Below are 17501 nucleotides of genomic sequence, written 5' to 3' on the forward strand. Positions count from 1 at the left end.
CCGGCGCCGGCGGTCGCCGGTCGGTCGTGATGCTGCGGCCGCGCACCTCGGCGACGAGGTCACCCGTCTCATCCGTCACGCGGATGTCGTACAGGCCCGTCCGACCACTGCGGGCGCGACGGGCGGCGGTCGCGATGAGTGTCTGCCCTGCGGTCGTCGACTTCAAGAACGTGATGTCGGCACCACCGGCGACGGTCACCCGCTCGTCCTCGTTGCAGGCGATCGCGAAGGCCGTGTCGGCGAGGGTGAAGACGAGCCCGCCGTGCGTGATCGCGAAGCCGTTGAGCATGTCGTCGCGCACGGTCATCGACACGCGCGACTCCCCCGGCGCGTCGTGCTCGACGACCATGCCGAGCATCGCCGACGCGCGGTCGTTCTGCATCATCGGCCGGAGGCTCATGCCGGCACCGCCACGGGAGCCGGGGTCCAGGTCTTCGCGACGAGCGTCAGCACGTCGTACTGCGCCACGATCTCGTCGTCCTGGTTGCGGATCACGGCATCCCATCTCACCTCGCCGTACTCGTCTGTCTCGCGAGGGGTGATCTGCTTCGCCGTCAGGGCGACGCGGATGCGGTCACCGGGTGAGACGGGCGTGACGAAGCGAAGGTTCTCGAGCCCCGAGTTCGCGAGCACCGGGCCGGGCGCGGGATCGACGAACAACCCGGCCGCCCATGACACGAGCAGATAGCCGTGGGCCACACGCCCCGGGAAGAAGGGGTTGGCCGCCGCCGACTCCTCGTCCATGTGCGCGTAGAACGTGTCGCCGGTGAATCTCGCGAACACCTCGATGTCGTCGAGGGTGACCTGTCGTTCGGCCGACTCCACGGCATCCCCGATCCGGAGATCTGAGAGGGGTTTGCGGAACGGGTGCGTCCCGGCGGAGTCGGTCTCGGCTCCCGGATGCCACACCCCTGTCAACGCGGTCAGCATGCGCGGCGAGCCCTGGATCGCGATGCGCTGCATGTAGTGCAGAACGGAGCGGATTCCGCCGAGCTCCTCCCCACCGCCGGCGCGACCGGGCCCGCCGTGCACGAGGTGCGGCACGGGAGCGCCGTGCCCGGTGGAGGTGCGCGCGTCGTCGCGGTCGAGGAAGAGCACGCGACCGTTCATCGCTCCCATTCGGGTGAGCAGCTCGGTCGCGACGTCGGGGTCGTGGGTCGCGACGCTCGTGACGAGCGAGCCGCCGCCGCGCGCCACGATGGCCGCCGCCTCCGCGACATCGGCATACTCGACGATGCTCGCGACGGGACCGAAGGCCTCGATGTCGTTGACGGCCGGGGTCGTGGCATCTGCGAAGGCCAGCAGCATGGGCTGGAGGAACGCACCGTCGGCGGGCACGCCCTCGGGCGCCTCGGCCGAGCCGACGACGAACCGTCCCCCGGCGTCGGTGAGCGCGTGGACCTGCCGCAGCACCTCGTCGCGCTGCTCGATCGAGACGACCGGGCCCATCGTGACGCCCTCGGTGCGCGGGTCGCCGATGACGACACGCTCGGCGATCTTGTCGCGCAGCGCCGCGGCCACGGCATCCGTCATCCCCGCCGGCACGATCGCGCGGCGGATCGCGGTGCACTTCTGCCCCGCTTTGGTGGTGAGCTCGACGAGCAACTGCTTGACGTACGCGTCGAACTCGGGGGTGCCGGGCCCGGCGTCGGGGCCGAGGATCGACGCGTTGATCGAGTCGGTCTCGCTCGTGAAGCGCACGCCCGGCTTCGCCTGCGCGCGAAGACGCTCGGCGGTCGAAGCGCTGCCGGTGAACCCGACGGTGTCGCCGAGGTCGAGCAGGTCGAACAGGCCCGGGACGCTCCCGCTGATCAGCTGCAGCGATCCCTCGGGGAGGAGTCCGGTCTCGACGACCATGCGCACCCACGCTTCGGCGATGTAGGCCGTGGGGGTCGCGGGCTTGACGATCGTGGGCAGCCCGGCGAGGAACGCCGGCGCGAACTTCTCGAGCGCTCCCCACATCGGGAAGTTGAAGGCGTTGATCTGCACCGCGACGCCGGGGAGGCGCGTGTAGACGTGCCGGCCGAGGAAGGAGCCGTCCTTCGACAGCGGCTCGATCGGCCCGTCGAGCACGACCTTTCCGGCGGGCAGCTCGCGACGGGCTTTGGACGAGAAGGTGAAGAGCACGCCGATGCCACCGTCGACGTCGCTGAGCGAGTCGCGCCGGGTCGACCCCGAGCGCTCCGAGAGGGCATACAGCTCCTCACGGCGCTCGTTCAGCGCGATCGCGAGGTTCTTCAGCACCATCGCCCGCTGGGGGAAGCTGAGGGCACCGAGGCTTCTCTGGCCCTCGCGGCGCGCGTAGGCGACCGCTCCGGCGAGATCGAGACCCTTCGTGCTGACCCGCACGATCTCGTCACCGGTCGAGGCGTCGCGCACGACCGCGGCGTCGGGATCGTCCTGGGGCATCCACCACGCGCCGTTCACGTAGCTCGGCAGAAACGTCATCGTTCGCTCCATTCGTAGAATCCGCGGCCGGTCTTGCGGCCCAGGTGCCCCTGGGCGACGAGCTCTCGCAGCAGCGCGGGCGGGGTGAAGCGCGCGCCGAACGCGCGCTCGAGTTCTTCCGCGATCCCGAGGCGCACGTCGAGCCCGACGATGTCGGTCGTGCGGAGGGGGCCCATCGGATGCCGGTACCCCAGCTCCATCGCCGTGTCGATGTCGTGCGCACTCGCCACTCCGTCTTCGAGCATGCGGATGGCTTCGAGCCCGAGTGCGACACCGAGACGGCTGGAGGCGAAACCGGGGGCGTCGCGCACGACGACGGCGGTCTTGCCGATGGCCTCGACCCAGTCGGTCGCCGCGCCGACGACCTGCGGTTCGCTGCGCGAGCCGGTGACGACCTCGACCAGCGCCGATGCCGGGACAGGGTTGAAGAAGTGCAGGCCGAGGAACCGCTCGGGGCGGCGGAGCGCGGCGGCGAGCGCGTCGATCGAGATGGAGGAGGTGTTGGATGCCACCACCGCGGCGCGGTCGACGACTCCCTCGATCCGCGCGAGGGCGTCGAGCTTGAGCGCGCGATCCTCGGGGACGGCCTCGATCACGAGGCCCGCGTCGGCGAACGCGGCGGTGTCGACGCCGGTCGTGAGGGTGTCGGCATCCGGGATCTCGATGCCCTTCTGCGCAGAGCGGGCCACGGCGGCCTCGACGCGCTCGCGGGCGGCGTCGGCCGCGGCGGCGTCACGCTCGACGACGTGGACGCGCGCGCCGGCGATCAGGAAGGCGTGGGCGATACCGGCGCCCATGCGGCCTCCGCCCAGCACGCCGACGGTTTCGGGGAGCGTGGTCACTTCTTCTTCCTCTCGAGGAACGCGGTCATACGCGCGCGCTTGTCGGCGCTGTCGAACAGCTCAGCCTGCAGCTCGCCGTCGATCGCGGGATGCTCCGCGCGCGGGGCGAGCAGCGCACGCTTGGTGAGGATCGTCGCCCGCACGGAGTTCGCGGCGATCCGGTCGACGATCGCGTGGGCGGCGTCGAGCAGGACGTCCGGCTCGTGGATGCTCGACACGAGACCCCAGGCGAGAGCTTCGTCGGCGTCGATCACGCGGGTGGTCAGCAGCAGCTCGCTCGCGCGCGCGTGGCCGACGATCTCGGGCAGGCGCCACGCGGCACCCGCCGCGGCGATGATGCCGAGGCTGGGCTCGGGGTTCCCGAAGCGCACGCGCGGGGTGCCGAGCCGGATGTCGGCCGCGTACGCCAGCTCGGCTCCCCCGCCGAGCGCGTACCCGTCGACGGCGGCGATGACCGGCATGGGCAAATGGCGGATGCGATCGAAGACGCTCGCGTTGATCCCCCGCCGCGCGTCATCGCCGGTGCGCTCGCGCAGCTGGGCGATGTCGGCACCGGCGGCGAAGATGCCGCCCGCGCCGGTCAGGATCAGCGAGCGCGGGTGCTTCTCGAGCTCGGCGCACAACGCGTGCAGCTCGTCGACCATGGCCTGGTCGATCGCGTTGCGGCGGTCGGGGCGGTCGAGGGTGGCGACCACGCGGTCGTCGTGCGCGTCGATGCGCAGGCGGGGTGCGTCGGGGGTACCGGTCCCTTCGACAGGCTCAGGGACCTCGGCCCGCTCAGGGACCTCGGCCCGCTCAGGGACCTCGGCCCGCTCAGGGACCTCGGCCCGCTCAGGAACCTCGGACGTGCCGGTGGCTGTCGCCCCGGTGGCTGAGCCTGTCGAAGCCACCGAACCCGCGCGAGAACCGGTCGTCGACTCAGCCATCGACCCGCTCCACGATCATCGCGGTGCCCTGACCCACACCGACGCACATCGTCGCGAGGCCATACCGCGCGTCCTCCCGCTCGAGCCGGCCGAGCAGAGTGACGAGCAACCGCGATCCGCTCGAGCCGAGCGGGTGCCCGAGCGCGATCGCCCCTCCGTCGGCGTTGACGATCTCGGGGTCGAGGCTGAGCCGGCGCATGCAGGCGAGCGACTGCGAGGCGAACGCCTCGTTGAGCTCGACCGCCCCCAGATCGGATGCCGAGAGCCCGGCCTTCGCGAGCGCTCTCTCGGTCGCGGGCACCGGACCGAGTCCCATGACCTCGGGAGCCACTCCGGCCGAGGCGTGCGAGACGATCCGTGCGCGCGGCCGCAAGCCGTACCGCTCGACCGCCTCGGCGCTCGCCACCACGATCGCCGAGGCGCCGTCTTTGAGGGAGCTCGCGTTGCCCGCGGTGACCACCTCCCCGCCCTTCACGACGGGCCGGAGTCCCGCGAGCACCTCCAGCGAGGTGTCCCGACGCGGCCCCTCATCGGTGTCCACCGATCCGCGAGGGGTCTCGACAGCGACGATCTCGTCGCGGAAGCGTCCGGCATCCTGAGCCCGGATCGCCCTCTCGTGGCTGCGGAGAGCGAACGCGTCGGCGTCGGCACGGGAAATCCCGTCGACCCGGGCCACTTCTTCGGCGGTCTCGGGCATGGTGAATGTGGCCTTGTCGCGGGCGTCGAGGCGCGGGTTGGTGAAGCGCCAACCGATCGAGGTGTCGAACGCCTCTCCCGGCTTCGCCCACGCTTTCGACGGCTTCGCCTGCACCCAGGGCGCGCGGGTCATCGACTCGACGCCTCCCGCGACGACGATGTCGGCGTCGCCCGCGCGCACCGCCTGGGCGGCGAGCGCGATCGCGCTCATCCCCGAGGCGCACAGGCGGTTCACGGTGAGGCCGGGGATGGCATCCGGGAGTCCCGCGAGCAGGACCGCCATCCGTGCCACATTGCGGTTGTCTTCCCCCGCTTGATTCGCCGCTCCAAGGATTACCTCGTCGATCGCCTCGGCGGGAACCCCGGCGCGCGCCACGGCTTCGCCGACCACCAGCGCCGCCAGGTCGTCGGGACGAACGGATGCCAGAGCCCCGCCGTATCGGCCGACCGGGGTGCGCGCACCGCCGATGAGAAACGCCTGCGACATCGCCATCCTCTCCCCCGCCGACTCTGGCGGGGTCGTCTCCACCTCGTCCGCGAGGTTTTCCGACCGATCGTTCAGTAATCATGTCAGAGGATGCCGCCGAGGGCAACGCCGCGGCATCGCCGCTCTGCCGGCGCGCCCCCGAGATCACATGATCGGGTCGAGGCCACACCGTCCGATCGCGTCAGCGGAGGTGACCTCGCACACATCGAGTCACCTCGGGGCGCATGGCCCGACGCGCGTCCGCGCCACGCAGGCACGGGGAGGAACCGCGACGGGGCTCAGGCCGGACCGCGCCGCCACCAGGCGATCACGAAGACGACGAGCCCCGCGACCAGCGCCGCCAGGACCCACAGCACGATGAGGTAGTCGATCCACGAGCCGATCGGCGGCGATCCGGGGAGGAAGTTGCGCAGCGGAATCGTCGCGAAGAGCATCGCACCCATCCAGCCCAGCGCCGTGACCTCGACCTTGCGTCGCCCCCGCAGCACGGCGATCGCGACCACCAGGACGAGAGTGGGGATGATGATCATGAGCGTCAACAGCACGATGCCGAACGCCACCGTCGCGCCCGACCGCGACGCCACGATGTCGACGGCGATCAGACCGTTCCCGCCGTCGTGCGCGGTCATCGTGATGTCCCACCCCGTCACACCACGCCCGCTCACATCGACCGCCGTCGGGAGGGGAACGGTCTCGGCATTCTCATCGTCCACACCCGCGACCATGTACGACGTCACCCGGTATCGATCGAACGGCCACTCCGCGATGGAGCCGTCCATCACGAACGACACTTCCGCCGGCTCGACGAGGCGGCTCGGCTCGTACTGCACCGCCTTCGAACCCGCGACGGCCGACACCAGCACGTAGAACGGCTTGTTCACCACGATGCCGTTCGTGTACTCCCCCTCGCCCGCCTGATTCGGCAACAGCGACACCGTGAGTCGACTCGTCGCGGCATCCATCTTCTCCGGCGTGAGCACCAGCGCGACCGCGTCGGCCGGAGGCTCGTCGCCACCCCGCGAAACGACGTCGCTTCCGCTCGCGTACAGCGCGACGACCGTGACGTACAGGGCGAGGATCGCCACAACGATGCCCCCGACTCCGAGAAGGGTCCGGCGCCGAGGCCGCACTGTGCTGCTCACGATGTCAGTGTGGCAGAGCGTGGTGCGATGTCCGGCTCTCCGCGCGGCCGTCCACTCGACCACGCTCAGACGCACGGTAGCCACGCGTCGATGACGCGTGTCACACGGTCAGCACCGACCGGCACCTCAGATCATGAGCCGGGGGCGACGGCGTCCATCGTCATCGATGTGGTGCCCCCGACAGGATTCGAACCTGCGACGCCCGCGTTAGGAGTGCGGCGCTCTATCCCCTGAGCTACGGAGGCGGGATGCCACCAGCCTACCGCCGCGAAAGAGGGTCACCCGAGCGCAGCCGCGTCGGCAGCCCCGCATCCCATCGCCCCGGTTCGGGAAGGGCCGCCTCCCTCACCTCGACGCCGTCCGCTCCGATGCGGACCGCGCACACGAGCAGTGACTCGAGCACGAGACCGTCATGCGCATCTCGCCGGAGGACCGACGATCCGGGGTCGCGCGTCGAGTTCTCGACGACCGCGAGCCACGGCTCGAACCAGTCCGATCCGTTCCCGACACCCGCCCGACGGAACTCCTCGAGCCACCTCGCGATCCGCGGGGTTCCCGGGTCATCCGCCGCGTGGTGCGCGATCATGTGCGTGCCGGATTCCAACCGCGTGCGCTGGGCGCGCAGACCGTCCCACTCGACGAGGTATGCGCCCGTGGCATCCACTTCGACGAGGTTGAATCCCCGGGTCGGCGGATTCTCGGGGACGCCGTCCCCCAGCGCGTCGAGGGCGATCGCGCCGCGGCTGACCACCTCGTCGTCGCTGCGGCCCGAGAGGTCTTCGCGGTTGAGCAGCACCGCCAGCCGACGGCGGTCGGGGTCGACCGCGAGCCAGGCACCGCCGGCGCGGTCGTCGCGCACGCCGAGAACACCCGGGCGATCGGGCCACCACGGCCCGAGTCCGCGCCAGGGGCGCTCACGATCCTCGTCCCGGACGGCGAGGAGCCGCACCGGCTCGTCCACCACAACGGGAACATCGATCACGACGGTGCACACCCGCTCCACGCTACCCGCGCGCGGGGACGCGGGCTGGGAACGAGGGCCGCTGAGCACCCGCCCCTCCCTCCACCGGTCGCCGCGAAGCGACGGGCACCTGGAAGACTGGGGCGATGTTCATCGTCGTCGGGGTCACCGGGGGAATCGCCGCCTACAAGACCGTGGGCCTCGTGCGCCTTCTCGTGAAAGCGGGGCACGACGTGCACGTCATCCCGACCGACGACGCCCTGCGCTTCGTCGGGACCCCGACGTGGGAGGCGATCAGCCGCAACCCCGTCACCACCTCGGTCCACGACGATGTCGCGCGGGTCCGCCACGTCGGGCTCGGGCAATCGGCCGAGCTCGTGATCGTCGCCCCCGCCACGGCGAACACCCTGGCCGCGATGACGGCGGGCCTGGCATCCGATCTCCTCGGCACGACCCTTCTCGCGACAACCGCGCCGGTGGTGGTCGCCCCGGCGATGCACACCGAGATGTGGCGGCATCCGGCCACCACGCACAACATGCGGGTCCTGCGGCAGCGCGGTGTCCACGTCGTCGGCCCCGCCGACGGAGCCCTGACGGGAGGCGATTCGGGCCCGGGTCGAATGTCCGAGCCCGATGACATCGCCGCTTTCGCGCTGGGCCTCGTCGAGCGACCCCGCGATCTCGAGGGCGTATCGATCGTCGTCAGCGCCGGAGGCACGCGCGAGCCCATCGACCCGGTCCGCTTCCTCGGCAACCGTTCGAGCGGTCGACAGGGCGTCGCGATCGCGAGAGCCGCCGCCGACCGCGGCGCCCGCGTGACCCTCGTCGCCGCGCACCTCGACGCCGACGTCGTCCCCGATCCGCGGGTCGAGGTCATCGCCGTCGCGACCGCCGATGAACTGGGCAGGGCGATGGATGCCACGGCCCCCGACGCCGACGTCGTCGTCATGTCCGCGGCGGTCGCCGACTACTCCGTGGCCTCGGTGTCGGAGAACAAGATCCGCAAGCAGGACGCCCCCGGAGGACTCACTCTCGAGCTCGTCGAGAACCGCGACATCGTGGCCGGTCTCGTCGCCGCGCGCCGCGACGGGCAGACGATCGTCGCATTCGCCGCCGAGACGGTCCGCGACGACGACGAGCTGCTCGAACGCGCCCGCGCGAAGGCCGCGCGCAAAGGCGTCGACCTGCTGGCGGCGAACGCGGTCGGCTGGACGCGAGGGTTCGAGTCGACCGACAACGCGCTCGTGATCGTCGAGCGCGAGGGCGAGGTCGTGGCGGCGGCATCCGGCTCGAAGGACGACACCGCCCACGCTCTGCTCGACGCGATCGTCACCCGCCGACGGGGCTGACCGCGATGTGCGATCAGTAGCTGTAGTAGTAGGCGACCTGCTCGATGAGGGCAAACACCTCGCGGAGGACGACCACCGCCCAGATCGTCGCCGCGATGAGCGACACGACGGTCACGGCGATGAAACCCCAGATCGGGCCGAGTCCCTTGCCGGTCTGCCGGCGCAGGACGATCCCGCGGCCGATGACGTACACGCCGGACGAGATGAGGAAGACGAAGAACGCCCAGGCCCAGTGGAACGGGTTCTGGATTCCGCGTGCGCGGAGCTGACGCCAGTCGAGGAACGCGAAGAGGATGCTGAGACCCGCGATCACGAGGGAGAGGACGCTCACCCCCAGGGTGGCGAGGGTCGTTCCGACCGACGCGCTCAGCATGGAAGACGAGTACCCGCCGCTCTCGGAGAACGCCGCCGAGTAGATCGCCTGCTCGAGGATCGATCGCCAGTCGACCAGGAAGAACGCGAGCAGCTGCACCAGGGGCAGGGCGACGATCAGCCACACCCAGACCGTGTCGGTGCGGACACCGCTCTTCGCTGGGGTCGCAGGGGTGGACGCTCCGGCGTAGCCCGGGGCGGCCGGGTATCCCGGCGCCGCGGGGTACCCCGGCGCGGCGCCGTAGCCCGGAGACGCGGGGTATCCCGGAGCTGAGGCGGCGGCCGCACCCGGGTAGCCCGGCGCGGTGGAGTAGGCCGGGGTGCCGGCGGGGGCCGCGGGAGCCGCGGGGGTGATGGGCGCCGCGGGCACCGTGGAAGCCGGCGGAGCAGCCGCTTCGGCCGGAGCATCCGACGCTGCCGGGGATGGACCAGTGGGAGCCGGGGCCGGAGAGGGCACAGACTCGGTCGGCGCCGCGGGGTGCTCGGTCGACGCGGCGGGAGCCGCGGCCTCGGTTTCATCCTGACTCTCGCCCGCTGTGGCGACCGCTGTGGTCTCGACCTCGGCGAAGCTCGGCGCATCGACCTGCGCGGCGTCCGTTCGCTCGCTGACCGCTGGACGCACCTCGTCCGTCCACGCGGCCCCGTCCCAGCGTCGCGTCCCGCCGCTGCCTGCGGGGTCGGGGTACCAGCCTTCGGGCGGAGTGGGCGTGTCGGTCATGGTCGTCCCCCTGGATGGTGATGCGGGCGGTTCATGCGAGTTCCCCGAGTCTAGTGAGCGGGCTCGCGATCACCGGAAATCCCTCGATGCGTGCGAGACGCCCACGCGGAGGTCGGTGAAGCCGTCGGCCACCACGTTCGTCACGCCCTCGACCGAGCGTTCGAGCATGCCCCGGACGATCAGGGCGGGCGATTCGCGCGCGATCCGGCGGTAGCGATTCCAGACCCCGACCGAGCAGATGATGTTCATGAGGCCGTGTTCGTCTTCGAGGTTGAGGAAGGTGATCCCGGATGCCGTCGCCGGACGCTGGCGGTGGGTGACCAGCCCCGCCACCTCGATCCGGCGGTCGGTCTCTGCCGTCTGCAGTTCGCGAGAGGTGAGGACCCCGCGCGCGTCGAGCGCCGATCGGAAGTGCGTGAGGGGGTGATCGTCGGTGGAGAGACCCGTCGCCCACAGGTCGGACGCGAGCAGTTCATAGCTCGTCGGGTCGGTGAACAGCGGAGGCTGAACCGCCACGAGAGAGTCAGGAAGGAACTCCGGGCGGTCCTGGGCCGCCGACCCCGAAAGCCAGATCGCTTCTCGTCGCGAATGGCCGAGGCTCTCGAAGGCTCCCGCGGTCGCGAGCGCCTCGAGCTGCGAGGTGATCAGCCCCGTACGCCGCACGAGGTCGCGCATGTCGCGAAAGGGACCGCTCCGCTCCCTTTCGGCGACGATCCGCTCCGCCACCTTCGCGCCGATCCCGGTCACTCCCGCCAGTCCGAGCCGTACCGCGAACGCTCCGTCCCTCCGGTGTGCGGCGGTCTCGTCGGGCGCTGATCGATCGAACTCCCCCGTCGGCGGCTGGTGCGCGGCGGTGCAGGCCTCGAGCCCCGTGGGCCCGTGGGCACGCGCCTCGTCGAGAGGTTCCATCTCCGCCTCGACACCCGAGCGCAGCAGGTCGGGCCGGAGAACCCGCACCCCGTGCCGCCGCGCGTCGGCGGTCAACGTGGCGGGCGAATAGAACCCCATCGGTTGAGCCCGCAGAAGCCCGGCGAGGAACACGCCCGGGTAGTGCAGCTTGATCCACGAGCTCGCGTAGACCAGAAGCCCGAACGAGAGCGAGTGCGACTCCGCGAAACCGAAGTTCGCGAACGCCTGGATCTTCGCGTAGAGGTCGTCGGCGACCTGGCCGACGAGCCCGTTCTCGGCCATACCGGCGTACAGCTTCTCGCGCAGCGAGTCGATCCGCTCCAGCCCGCGTTTGGACCCCATCGCCCGCCGGAGCAGGTCGGCGTCCTCGGGCGTGCAGTTGCCGATCGCGACCGCCATCTGCATGAGCTGCTCCTGGAACACCGGCACCCCCATGGTGCGCTCGAGCACGGGTCGCAGCTTCTCGTGCACGTACGTGATCGGCTCCTGACCGAGCTTCCGCCGCACGAAAGGGTGCACGGCACCGCCCTGGATCGGCCCCGGGCGGATGAGCGCGATCTGCACCACGAGGTCGTAGAACTTCCGCGGCTGCAACCGGGGCAACAGTCCCATCTGCGCCCGCGACTCCACCTGGAAGACCCCGATCGAGTCGGCGCGGCACAGCATGTCGTAGACGGCCTTCTCTTCTTTCGGCAGCGTCGACAGCTCCCACGTCTCGCCCGTGGCATCCCGGATCAGGTCGAAGCAGTACTGCAGCGCCGCCAGCATGCCGAGCCCCAGCAGGTCGAACTTCACCAGCCCCATCCACGCGGCGTCGTCCTTGTCCCACTGGATGACCGTGCGATTCTCCATCCGCGCGTGCTCGATCGGCACGACCTCGCCCACCGGACGGTCGGTGAGCACCATGCCTCCGGAATGGATGCCGAGGTGCCGGGGCGCCTTCAGCAGCTCGGCCGCGAACTCGATGACCTGATCGGGGATGTCGTGATCGGCCCCCGTCTCGAGCGTGGCTCCCCACCGTTCGACCTGCTTCGACCAGGCATCCTGCTGCCCGGGCGAATGCCCGAGCGCGCGGGCCATGTCGCGCACGGCGTTCTTCGGGCGGTACTGGATGACGTTCGCCACCTGCGCCGCACGCTCGCGCCCGTACGTCTCGTACACCCACTGGATGATCTCTTCGCGCCGGTCCGAGTCGAAGTCGACGTCGATGTCGGGCTCCTCGTCGCGCAGGCTCGACAGGAACCGCTCGAACGGCAGCCGGTAGAAGATCGAGTCGACCGCGGTGATGTCGAGCAGGAAGCAGACCGCGCTGTTGGCGGCAGAGCCCCGTCCCTGACACAGGATGCCGCGACGTCGGGCCTCGGCGACGATGCCGTGCACGATGAGGAAGTACCCCGGGAAGTCCTTCATCTCGATGACGCCGAGCTCGCGCTCGATGCGGTCACGATCGTCGGCGGAGAGGTTCGGATACTTGCGCGGCACGGCCTCCCACACCAGATGACGAAGCCACGACATGGGCGTGTGTCCCTCGGGCACCGCCTGCTTCGGCAGCGCGGGCTTGGCGCGACGCAGGGGAAAAGCGAGCTCGTCGGCGAGCGTCACCGTGCGCGCCACCGCGCCGGGATGGCGGGCGAACCGGGCCGCCATCTCGGCCCCCGAGCGCAGATGCGCACCGGCGTGGGCCGGGAGCCACCCGTCGAGTTCGTCGAGACCGCGGTTGGCGCGCACCGCCGCAACGGCGGCGGCGAGCAGTTCTTTCCGGGGAACGGCGTAGTGCACGTTGTTGGTGGCGAGGGTCGGGAGTCCGCGCTCCGCGGCGAGGGCGGCCAGCACGCCGTTGTGGCGCGAGTCGAGTGGGTTCCCGTGATCCATCAGCTCGACGAACACGGCCTCGACGCCGAAGAGGTCGACGAGCGTGTCGAGCTCGCGAGCGGCCGCCGCCGGACCTTCGGATGCCAACGCGTGCCGGACGGCTCCCTTGCGGCATCCGGTGAGCACCGCCCAGTGCGGATCCTTCGGGCCGCCGGAACGCTCCGCGAGCTCCGCGAGGTCGTAGACCGGGCGGCCCTTCTCGGCTCCGGTGAGTTGCGCGTGGGTGATCGCTGCGGCCAGACGGTGGTATCCCTCTTCGCCCCGAGCGAGCACGAGAAGGTGCGATCCCGCGGGGTCGGCCTCGCCGTTCTGGGGTCCGGGGAGCTCGAGCGAGAGTTCCGCCCCGAACACGGTCTGCACCGCCCGCGCCTCGGCCGCCTCGGCGAAACGCACGATCCCGTAGAACCCGTCGTGGTCGGTGACCGCCAAAGCGTGCAGCCCGAGTCGTTCCGCCTCTTCGACGAGCTCTTCGGGAGAGGAGGCCCCGTCGAGAAACGAGTACGACGAATGCGCGTGCAGCTCGGCATAGGGCACGGCGTCCGCCGGGCGCTCGATCGTCGGGGGGACGTACGCTCCCCGCTTGTGCGACCACGCCGGGCTGTCGCCGCCGTCGCCGTTCGGCGGAGCCCCTATCGGGCGCCGCGCGTCGCTGAGCAGGCGCTCGAGCTCCGACCACTTCACCGGCGGGTTGTTCCACCCCATTAGGGCACCCCCGCACTCACGCACCGCCTCGCCGCGCGCCACCCCGCCGCACCCCGCACCGCCCGGCTCCGTACCGCCGCGCACCGCCCGACCAGGGGCCACCCCGCCGCGCCCCGCACCGCCGCGCGCCACCCCGCCCGGCGCCACCCCGCCCCCGCCAGCGCTGTTGAATGTCCAAGAAACGCCGTATCCCCGCCCCTCGTGACGGCGTGTTCTGGACACTCGACGGGCTGGGCGACGACGCCGCGCGGGGCGACACCGCGCGGGGCGACACCCCGCGGGGCCACGCGCTCAGTCATAACGCCCCTCCGCTCGCCACTCCCCCTCTTCGACCACGAGCAGCCACGCGCCCCCGTCGGCGTCGACGACCTGGAACCGGTGCGCCCGGCGACGACGCAGAGGGTCCCATCCCCGTTCGCTGATGGGCCACGGTCCCGCCCACTCGAGGATGCGGCGGCGCTGCTCGCCCGTGACGAGCACGGCGGGCGGGGCGCTCAACACATCGCGCTCCCCCACCGACACGGGTGCCCCGGCGATGTCGGTGACCTCCACCAGCCGCGGCTCGGGGTAGACGGTCGCCGGCAGGGGATCCGGCAGACTGCCCGGCCAGGGGCGGGTGCGGTCCTTGGCCGTCACCGCGCGATCGCCCCACGGGACCAGCACCTGGCGCTCCGCGAGCCACCGGCCCCCGCCGATCGTCGGCGTCACCACCCCGCGATGGCCGAGCATGGCCTGCACACGCGAGAGCGCGTGATGCACCCGCTCGTCAGGCCCGGCGCCGAAGAGCCCCTTGCTGTGGTGCGCGGCGTCGTCGACGGCCTCGGGTGCGATGTGCACCCCGGCGACCCCGCTGCCGAAGATGCCCTGCCCGTCTTCGGCGAGCTGCCAGCGCACACGGTCGACGACGGCCGCCGCGTCGAAAGACCCCGGATGCAGCCAGACACGCTCGCTGCGCTCTCCCCGTTCTCCGGAGAGCACGACGCGCAGCTCGGTGCAGACGAGATTCTGAGCACCGAGGTGGGCGATGAACTCATCGGCCGCCACGCGGACGCCGAAAGCAACCTGGTCGGCGAGATCGAGCGGGGGTTCGAACGCGACGTCGCGGTGGAGTTCGGGAGGAGGGATACGCGGTTCGACGGGTCGGGAGTCGCGCCCACCGGCCAGCGCATGAAGTCGGGCTCCACGTGGCCCGAACCTCTCGAGCACCCGCTCGACGGGCATCGCGGCGAAGGCGCCGAGGGTGTGGACTCCCAGTCGCGCGAGCAGACTCGCCATCTCGTCGTCGTCGAGGGCCGCCACCGACAGCGGCGCGAGGAAGGGCGCGGCGTCGCCGGGAGGAACCACCCGCACGGGGTCATCGGAAGACGCCGCGCGCGCCGCATGGCCGGCGGTGAAGATCCCGTCCGCGACGCTCGCGCGCACCCCGGAGAAGCCGTCGGCGGTGAGGAGGTCGATGAGCGTGCGCGCCGCCTCGGCTTCGCCGCCGTAGTACCGCGCGGGGCCACGGGCGCGCAGGGCGCAGAGTCCGGGCCGGACGACCTGCACGCCCGGCGCATGGTCCTCGATGCGTGCGACGACGGGACCGAAGACCCGCGCGTCACGGACCGGGTCGGCGGCGATCACCACCAAGGTAGGGCAGAGCGCCTGCGCGTCGCGTCGACGCTGCCCGCGCCGGACCCCGTGAGCACGGGCGACAGCCGAACAGGCGACGACGACGTTGTTCGCGAACACCGCCACGGGGGCGTCATCGCGCGGGGGCGACGATGCTTCGCGGGCGAATGCCGTGATCGGCCAGTCGGGGAACCACAGCACGAGGCTGCGCGTGGGCGCCTGCATCAGCCCACCGCCCGGGTGCGGTACGTCTCGTGCGTGCGCGGGACGAGACGCTCGGTCGGAGCGCCGAGCATCTCGATCGTGCCGTCGGCCGCGGGCAGCAGCATGCGCGCCCGGCGGGCGTTCGGAGAGCGTCGGCTGCTCACCGACACCGTCAGCTCGCGACCGGCCAGGTATCCGTTCCCCTGCCCCAGTCCCGTCCAACGCGGGTCGGTCACATCGATGACGGCCTCCGCCTGCGGCCACGATCCCTGCACCAGCAGAACGGTCCCCCGGTCACGCAGACGCGCAGCCAATCGCGTGGCCTCGGCCCCGCCGCGTGCCGCGTTCGAGCCCTGGGGAGGGCGCACGGCGACGACGGGAAGCACCTCCGCGATCGTCGCCGTGACCGCCAACCAGCGCGGCCCGGGATCGGGGATGAAGACGAGACGGTCGAGATCGAGCCCATACTTCTCGGCGGCCTCCGCCCCCAGTTCGGGCATGCCGATGACTCCGCACCAGGCTCCGTCCTGCGACGGGCGCGCCATGAGGGCGAGCAGCAGCGACGACGACCGGGCGATCGCATAGGCCGAGCCCGACCGCAGTCCCCCGCCGGGAAGGAGCGAGGTGAAAGCCGGGTGCGTCGGCAGCACGGGGGCGTCCATCCGCCGGCCCTGCATGCGCTCGAGACGGTCTCGCAGCGCGTGGATGTCAGGCACCGCCTGCACCTGGTCTCGCACGATCGCCCTCACTCCCACAGGTTAGAACATGTGTTCTACAGTCTCAATCCCTGTGGTTCGAAGATACGATCTACCTCCGACATCGTCCCGAGCGCGATGACCAGCGCCCCTCAGAGCAGATCGACCGTCCGCACGATGCGCGCGAATCCGCCCTGCTGGAGCACCAGAGCGGTGTCGGCCATCAACTCCGCCGCCGTCCGGCTGACCGTCCCGACGCCCGCGACCTCGCCCATCAGATCGAAGGTGCGCGTGGCATCCAGAGCAACCGTCACGTCGTACCCGAGATTTCCCGCCATCCGCGCGGTCGTCTCGACGCACATGTTCGTCTGGATTCCGCAGATCACCAGATCCCGGATGCCGCGCTCGTCGAGCCATACCCGCAGGTCGGGGTCGCCGTAGAACGCCGAGTTCACGCTCTTGCTCACCAGCACGTCGGGCTCGACGGCGGCCACCGCCGGGACGAGGGCGTTCCCCGGCGCCGCGGGGTGCAACGGCGAGCCTTCCTTCGGGGAATCGTGACGCACGATCACGATCGGCTCGCCCTCGCGGCTCCACCTCTCGATAAGGGCGGCGACGTTGGCCTCACAGTCGGGATTGGCCGTGGGACCCCAGAACGCGAGGTCGTCGAAACCCCGTTGCATGTCGATGACGACCAGAGCACGTGTCATGGCCCCATTCCACCACCGACCGCCGACACCAGGGCCGCGGGAAGCGGACGATCACCGACGCACGAGCGCCATCACGCCGCGAGCGCGAGATACGGCTCCCACCGCGGGTCGCTCTTGTCGACACCGCGCACCGTCCACGACGACCCCCTCGGCGGGGCGGGGATCACCCGCAGTTCCCACGACATCTCCTGCGGCGTGCGGTCGCCCTTGACGTTGTTGCATCGCAGGCAGCAGGCCACGAGGTTCTCCCACGTGTCCTTCCCCCCGCGCGAACGCGGCAGGATGTGGTCGATGGTCGAGGCCGTCTTGCCGCAGTACCCGCACCGGTGGGCATCGCGGCGGAGCACCCCTCGCCGGGTGACCGGCACCTGACGCGCCCCGGGCACCCGGATGTACCGCGTGAGGATGATCACGGCCGGGCGATCGTACGTCCCTCCCGCGGCCCAGACCGGATCTTCGTCGACGCGCTCGACGACGGTGGCCTTCTCGTTCATCACGAGCACGAGCGCTCGTTTGAACGACACGACGGCGAGCGGTTCGTAGCCCGCGTTCAGCACCAGAGTACGCATGAGGTCTCCTCTCGAATGGCCGAGACGGCTTCTCGGATGTTCGACTTGCGACGAGAGGAAGGTGCGCAGGCGTATGAAAAAAGGCGCTGTCTAGACAGACAGCGCCCGAGGAGTCACGGTGAGACCGTGGCATCCGAACAGACGATGCCGAAGAACGAGCAGCCCGAGCGCATCCATGGTGCGGATGCGTGGCCTGGCGTTCATCGGCTTTTCCCTTCGGTTCTTCCCGACGTCGCTGACAGGCTAACCCACCACCGACACGCCCGGGTCCGCGAGATCGGGAAACAA

At 70.9% G+C, this 17501-nt stretch carries 14 protein-coding genes and 1 tRNA gene; 1 reads left to right on the top strand and 14 read right to left on the bottom strand.

The window, feature by feature from the left end; all coding sequences use genetic code 11:
* The 8 genes from paaI to P2P98_RS05140 form a co-directional block, all read right to left on the bottom strand.
* Window positions 1-385 (bottom strand): hydroxyphenylacetyl-CoA thioesterase PaaI (paaI, locus tag P2P98_RS05105; protein WP_275797812.1); only part of this gene is annotated, 385 nt, incomplete at its 3' end.
* Between the two features lie 11 nt (window positions 386-396).
* Window positions 397-2448: a phenylacetic acid degradation bifunctional protein PaaZ gene (paaZ, locus tag P2P98_RS05110; protein WP_275797814.1), complete on the bottom strand. Its 2052-nt coding sequence runs from the start codon at window positions 2446-2448 to the stop codon at window positions 397-399.
* Window positions 2445-3290 (bottom strand): 3-hydroxyacyl-CoA dehydrogenase family protein, encoded by an 846-nt coding sequence (locus tag P2P98_RS05115; protein ID WP_275797816.1) that lies wholly within the window; start codon window positions 3288-3290, stop codon window positions 2445-2447. Before P2P98_RS05115 ends, paaZ begins: the two co-directional genes overlap by 4 nt.
* Window positions 3287-4012: an enoyl-CoA hydratase/isomerase family protein gene (locus P2P98_RS05120; RefSeq protein ID WP_275797833.1), complete on the bottom strand. Its 726-nt coding sequence runs from the start codon at window positions 4010-4012 to the stop codon at window positions 3287-3289. The genes P2P98_RS05115 and P2P98_RS05120 overlap by 4 nt, the downstream gene beginning before the upstream one ends.
* A 196-nt stretch (window positions 4013-4208) precedes the next feature.
* On the bottom strand, window positions 4209-5399 hold the full coding sequence (locus tag P2P98_RS05125) for an acetyl-CoA C-acyltransferase (protein WP_275797817.1): 1191 nt from the start codon (window positions 5397-5399) through the stop codon (window positions 4209-4211).
* 278 nt (window positions 5400-5677) lie between these two features.
* Window positions 5678-6541 (bottom strand): DUF4436 family protein, encoded by an 864-nt coding sequence (locus P2P98_RS05130; RefSeq protein WP_275797819.1) that lies wholly within the window; start codon window positions 6539-6541, stop codon window positions 5678-5680.
* Window positions 6542-6710: 169 nt separating this feature from the next.
* Window positions 6711-6786 (bottom strand) — tRNA-Arg (locus tag P2P98_RS05135).
* A 14-nt stretch (window positions 6787-6800) separates the two neighbouring features.
* Window positions 6801-7535, bottom strand: a complete 735-nt coding sequence (locus tag P2P98_RS05140) for an NRDE family protein (RefSeq protein ID WP_275797820.1) — start codon at window positions 7533-7535, stop codon at window positions 6801-6803.
* A gap of 113 nt (window positions 7536-7648) precedes the next feature.
* Between P2P98_RS05140 and coaBC the strand changes: the two genes are divergently transcribed.
* Window positions 7649-8851 carry a bifunctional phosphopantothenoylcysteine decarboxylase/phosphopantothenate--cysteine ligase CoaBC gene (gene coaBC, locus P2P98_RS05145; protein ID WP_275797822.1) on the top strand — a complete coding sequence of 401 codons (1203 nt, stop codon included), beginning with the start codon at window positions 7649-7651 and terminating at the stop codon, window positions 8849-8851.
* Window positions 8852-8864: 13 nt separating this feature from the next.
* Here coaBC and P2P98_RS05150 read toward each other — a convergent pair whose 3' ends face one another.
* From P2P98_RS05150 to P2P98_RS05175, 6 genes are all read right to left on the bottom strand, one after another.
* Entirely contained in the window at window positions 8865-9941 is a 1077-nt protein-coding gene (locus P2P98_RS05150; protein WP_275797824.1) for a DUF2510 domain-containing protein, read from the bottom strand.
* A gap of 69 nt (window positions 9942-10010) precedes the next feature.
* Window positions 10011-13424 (bottom strand): error-prone DNA polymerase, encoded by a 3414-nt coding sequence (locus P2P98_RS05155; RefSeq protein WP_275797826.1) that lies wholly within the window; start codon window positions 13422-13424, stop codon window positions 10011-10013.
* A 291-nt stretch (window positions 13425-13715) separates the two neighbouring features.
* A complete protein-coding gene (locus P2P98_RS05160; RefSeq protein WP_275797828.1) occupies window positions 13716-15260 on the bottom strand; it encodes a DNA polymerase Y family protein in 1545 nt (514 codons plus the stop codon).
* Entirely contained in the window at window positions 15260-15916 is a 657-nt protein-coding gene (locus P2P98_RS05165) for a hypothetical protein (RefSeq protein ID WP_275797835.1), read from the bottom strand. The genes P2P98_RS05160 and P2P98_RS05165 overlap by 1 nt, the downstream gene beginning before the upstream one ends.
* 170 nt (window positions 15917-16086) lie before the next feature.
* Complete coding sequence (locus P2P98_RS05170; protein ID WP_275797830.1) at window positions 16087-16644, bottom strand: cysteine hydrolase family protein; 558 nt, start codon at window positions 16642-16644, stop codon at window positions 16087-16089.
* 71 nt (window positions 16645-16715) lie between these two features.
* Window positions 16716-17213, bottom strand: coding sequence for an HNH endonuclease (locus tag P2P98_RS05175; protein WP_058598194.1), 498 nt, complete (start codon window positions 17211-17213; stop codon window positions 16716-16718).
* Window positions 17214-17501 lie beyond the last annotated feature (288 nt).

Source organism: Microbacterium sp. Kw_RZR3, from assembly GCF_029222405.1.
In the GTDB taxonomy this organism is placed as follows: Bacteria; Actinomycetota; Actinomycetes; order Actinomycetales; family Microbacteriaceae; genus Microbacterium.